The organism is Methanoculleus sp. UBA413 (assembly GCF_002502935.1).
Lineage (GTDB): Archaea > Halobacteriota > Methanomicrobia > Methanomicrobiales > Methanoculleaceae > Methanoculleus > Methanoculleus bourgensis.
Map to the genome: position 1 here is coordinate 1 of NZ_DAQR01000056.1, position 4,684 is coordinate 4,684.

Annotated in this window: 3 protein-coding genes and 1 pseudogene; 2 read left to right on the top strand and 2 right to left on the bottom strand. The window is 58.9% G+C overall.

What is annotated here, in order from left to right:
• Positions 1 to 669: 669 nt before the first annotated feature.
• Together BP858_RS04165 and BP858_RS04170 are read left to right on the top strand one after the other, a co-directional pair.
• Positions 670 to 1,698: a GNAT family N-acetyltransferase gene (locus tag BP858_RS04165; protein WP_286878926.1), complete on the top strand. Its 1,029-nt coding sequence runs from the start codon at positions 670 to 672 to the stop codon at positions 1,696 to 1,698.
• Between the two features lie 168 nt (positions 1,699 to 1,866).
• A complete protein-coding gene (locus tag BP858_RS04170; protein ID WP_062265829.1) occupies positions 1,867 to 2,898 on the top strand; it encodes a GNAT family N-acetyltransferase in 1,032 nt (343 codons plus the stop codon).
• Positions 2,899 to 2,902: 4 nt separating this feature from the next.
• Here BP858_RS04170 and BP858_RS04175 read toward each other — a convergent pair whose 3' ends face one another.
• Entirely contained in the window at positions 2,903 to 4,291 is a 1,389-nt protein-coding gene (locus tag BP858_RS04175) for a phenylacetate--CoA ligase family protein (RefSeq protein WP_062265833.1), read from the bottom strand.
• A 16-nt stretch (positions 4,292 to 4,307) separates the two neighbouring features.
• A pseudogene (locus BP858_RS04180) lies at positions 4,308 to 4,684 on the bottom strand (phenylacetate--CoA ligase family protein); the annotation flags it as partial.

Below are 4,684 nucleotides of genomic sequence, written 5' to 3' on the forward strand. Positions count from 1 at the left end.
CGTTAACAACGACATGGTGGGGCGGTGGAACCTGTCGGTCCCTCCTCGTAGCCTCCACCCTGCTCGGGGCATGATAAACTCCCGGAGTGAACCGGTCGGGCTCTCACCGATTGCCCCCCGACAAGGATCCAGACCGTTTTCCGAGGTGGTGGACGAGTGACCGCAGACCGGCCAATAGTGCCCGAAACCGACTTCCGTCTCCTGAATTGGACGATATCCTCACGGGTCTCCATACCAAACGTTAGCGCGTATGAGGGAGACCCCCCCGCCACCGACGACAACCATACCCGGTATCCCCCAGTGCCCGGAGAGAGGATCTGCCTGAGGTATGACGCCATACCCGGGAGCAATGAACCAACTATTGAGAGGTGCTCATTGATCTGGATAGGCGAGGTCTTCATGGAGAATATGAGATGCCATGCCCCGCCAGGTGCCGTCAGGCCCGGTCGCGCTCCCCCCGATTCCGTTTCGCGCCAAAGCGACCATTCCCAATCCCGGGAAACCCGGACTCCCGGCCCCTGTCACGCGGCTGCCGGAAGGGATCCCGGATATCCATGACCCGGAGAACCTGTGTCCTCCCATGGCCGCCGGCGACCACTATATTTATTTAGGAGACCGCGGGTAGTAGGAGACAGCTGGACTTCTCCGGCAGAGCGAGGGAAGAAGAGTTTGCCAGTAGAAATTGTCACAGATAGGGAGACGTGGGATACGTTCATCGATGCCAGCCCGTCCGGTCTCCTCTTCCACAGGTGGGATTTCTTAAAGATTACAGAGCGGCACACCGGGTATACGGCCCTCCCCTACGGGATCTACAGGGGCAGAGAACTCGTCGCTGTCTGCCCGCTCTTCTGCAAGCGGAGAGGCGGTCTCTCTGTCGTGCTCTCCCCTCCACCCATGCAGGCGGTTATCCCCTACCTGGGCATCGTGATGAGCAGGGATTACGCCACGGCGAAACAGAGCAAAAAGGAGTCGTCGTTGCAGGTGGTCACCGAAGGACTCCGTGAAGTGATCGGTGACCTTTCGCCGAACTACCTCTCGATAAAACTCGTCCCTGACTATCATGATATCCGCCAGTTCATCTGGGACGGCTACCAGACCCGGATCAGCTACTCCTACATGATCGATCTCGCCCCTCCCCTGGAGACCCTCTGGAAGAACCTGAACGGGAAGTTACGGACGAACCTCCGTAAGTTTGAGAAGAACGGGTACTACCTGGAGGAGGGTGACGATCTCACAATGTTCTACGAGACGGTACGTCAGCGGTTCAGCCAGCCGGATATGGACATCCCGATGATCACACAACGCTACTTCGAGGACATCTTTCGGGCGTATCCGGATCATGTCCATGTCTACCATCTCTACGACCGGGACGGAGACCTCAGGGGCGTTGGCACAACCCAGGAGTACAAGCGGTATCTCCTCTGGGTCGGGGGCCCGAAGATCGACGGCACATCGGCAAACGAGTACCTCCAGTGGCTCCTGCTCAGGGACGCGAAAGAGAAAGGTTTCCTGGAGTTCGAGAACACGGGTGCGAACAACCCGAACCTGAACATGCACAAGGCGAAGTACAACCCGGACCTCTCCATTCATCTTGAGGTGAGCAGGGTGGATGCCGTAGGGAGGGCGGCAGAGTGGGTCTACAGCAATATCGTCAACAGGCCCTGGGTTAAGAAGAGGATGGTCCCCTACATCGAGTGAGCGCATGCATCAGGCTGGCCCCATGGGGCCCGGGCCGCCTCTGGATCCCGGGGGAACAGTACAGACCCCTGTAACTGACGGACAGCCGGGGAAGGGTATAAATACGCCTTTGAGGTATCCTGCAACGGATGCGGTCTGGCATGACCGATCGACCGGAAGTCAGGATCTATGGCGCTCGAACTCGTAAAAGACAGGGAGACCTGGGATGCGTTCGTTGATGCAAGCCCTTACGGGCTGCTTTTCCACAAGTGGGACTATATAACGATCACCGCACGGCATACGGGCTACCGGCTTCTCCCCTACGCGGTCTACAGGGGGGATGAACTTGTCTGTCTCGCCCCGCTCTACTTCAGGAGCACGCACGGTGTAAAGACGCTCTTCTCGCCGCCGCCCATGCAGGCGGTCATCCCCTACCAGGGCCTCATCCTGTCAGGGGAGTTTGATACGCTGAAGCAGAGCAAGAGGGAGGGGGTCATGGACCTCATCGCGAGCGACCTCTCTGCAGAGATCGACGCGATCTCTCCGCATTACCTCTCCTTGACCCTCGTGCCGGGTCTCGTTGATATCAGGCAGTTTCTCTGGAGGGGGTATACCGCAAAGGTCCGCTACACCTACACGGTCGATCTTGCGCAACCGGTCGAAGCGATATGGGGCGGCTTCCATAGCAAGTTGCGCAGCAAGATCAGGAAGGCCGAAGAGGCCGGAATGGATCTCGTGCGGAGCAGAGACATCTCGGCGCTGTACACCTCGATTGCCGAACGGTTCAGTCAGCCGGATATGAACATCCCGATGATCAGCAGACGCTACTTTGAGGATCTCTTTTGGGCATACCCGGACCATCTTGCGGCCTACTACCTCTACGACCGGGAAGGTGCGCTTGCGGGGACGGTCGCCACCCAGGAGTACAAACGTTTCCTGTTCTGGATGGGGGCGCCGCGGATCGAGAGCTCTCATGCCGGGAACGAGTATCTCCAGTGGCTCCTGATCCAGCGTGCAAAGGCTGAAGACTACCCGATCTTCGAGAACATCGGGGCGAACACGCCGGACCTGAACTTCTTCAAATCCCGGTTCTGTTCGGGTCTTGAGATCTATATGGAGGTCTGCCGGAGGGATATGGTCGGAGCTCTGGCTGAATGGGCATACAGTTCCATCATCAACAAACCCTGGTTGAAACGAAAAGTTATCCCCTTTATCGAGTGATCACTCAGAGATCCCCGATCTCGATCGGCAGTTTCTGGATGAGATACCGGAACTTGCCGCCTTCTGTGCGGGGGATCTCATCGACAAACCTGACCTGCACGTCCACGCCGTCGCCGAGCTGCCACCGGAGCTCCCTGACCAGCTGCCTGGTATCCTCCCGGGTGTAGGTCGGCTTTCTGACGACTTTTATGATGAGCTCGCCCATCGTCTCCTGGTACATCTGGAACTGTCTGATATTCTCAAAAGCTCCCGATTCGTAGTTGATAGGAGTGACGGAGATCAGGTGTCCGTTCCGCGTCACGATGAACTCCTGGAGCCTCCCTTCCACCTTCTCGAGCAGGGGATACTGCCTCCCGCAGGAGCACTGTTTCTCCGTGGCAACCGCTACATCCCTGGTCCGATAGCGGATGAGGGGGCAGACGTAGTTGGTGAGGTTGGTGGCGACGACCTCGCCCATCTCGCCGGGTTTCTCCACAGGCCGGCCGTCCCGGCCGATCAGTTCGACGATCCCGTATTCGGGGAAGATATGGTAGTGGATGCTCTCCTCGCACTCCCCGGCAAGTACGGTCTGCTCGGAGTTGCCGTACCAGGAGAAGACGCGGCACCCGAACGCCTCTTCGAGGAGACTCCGCTGCCAGGGGTAGAGGTTCTCGGAGCCGCAGAGGACCGCCCGCACCATGGGGAAGGGTTCGATCCCGTGCTCCCTCATGAACCGGGCCAGAATAACAGCTGTAGAGGGGTAGGCATGGATGAACCGGGGTTTGAACTGCTGGATCTCCCTGATGTAGGCCGGCAGGGTCTCTTCGGTCATCTGGTGGGAGGACATGATCAGCCACCGGCCGAAGAGCGCCCGCTTCCAGTAGGTGCCGCTCGATGCCGCGTCCACCACATGCCCCCGGAGGACGACGCATTTGTCGCCGAACCGGTAGCCGACGCGGTCCCACTGGGTCTTCATGAACGCCCACTCCCGGGCCCGGGAGACCCCCCGCTCGTAGTAGAATCCCATAGGGGTGCCGGTGGAACCCGATGTACGTACGTACTCAAATGCCGATTCCGGGTAGTTTCTGGCCTTGAGGTCGGGGAGGTTGGCCTGGACGATCTCCTTGGTCAGGAAGGGGAGGAGCCGGAGGTCCGCCGGGGTCCGGATATCCCCGGGCACGAGGCCGCGGTCGTCGAAGACCCGGCGGTAGTAGGGGACGTTTACGTAGGCGTGGTCGAGCAGACGCGAGAGCGCCGCCGCCTGGTAGGCCGCAAGTTCCTCCCGGCTCCACCACTGGGACTTCCCAAGGAGCGTATACATCTCCCGGTAGACACGGTAGGAGGGTATCAGGCTGAGCGCTTTTACGGTGAGAGGGTTTGCACCTGATACCCATTTCAGCAGACCGGCCTTCATGTACGCACCTCCGGGATTATGCAGGTATATCAGAGGATCCGTGCTCAATCTTCGCCATCTCTCTCTCACCAAAGTGCACCGGCAGGTTCTGGACGAAGTAGCGGTACTTGCCTCGGGTGGTGAGCGGAATGTTGTCGACGTACCTGATGGTGACGGTAACGTCGTCGCCGCAACTCCGGCTCACCTCACGGTAGAGATATTCTGCATCTGAATCACCGAACGCCGGTTTTCTCACGACGTTCAGGACGACTTCCCCGACCTTCTCCTGGTAGAACTGAAACTGTTTAACATTATCGAACGCATCGGTATCGATGTTCATGGTGATGCCGGAGAGGAGTTCGCCCTTGCCCGTCACAATGAAGTCCTGGATCCGCCCTTCCACGCGTTCGAGCA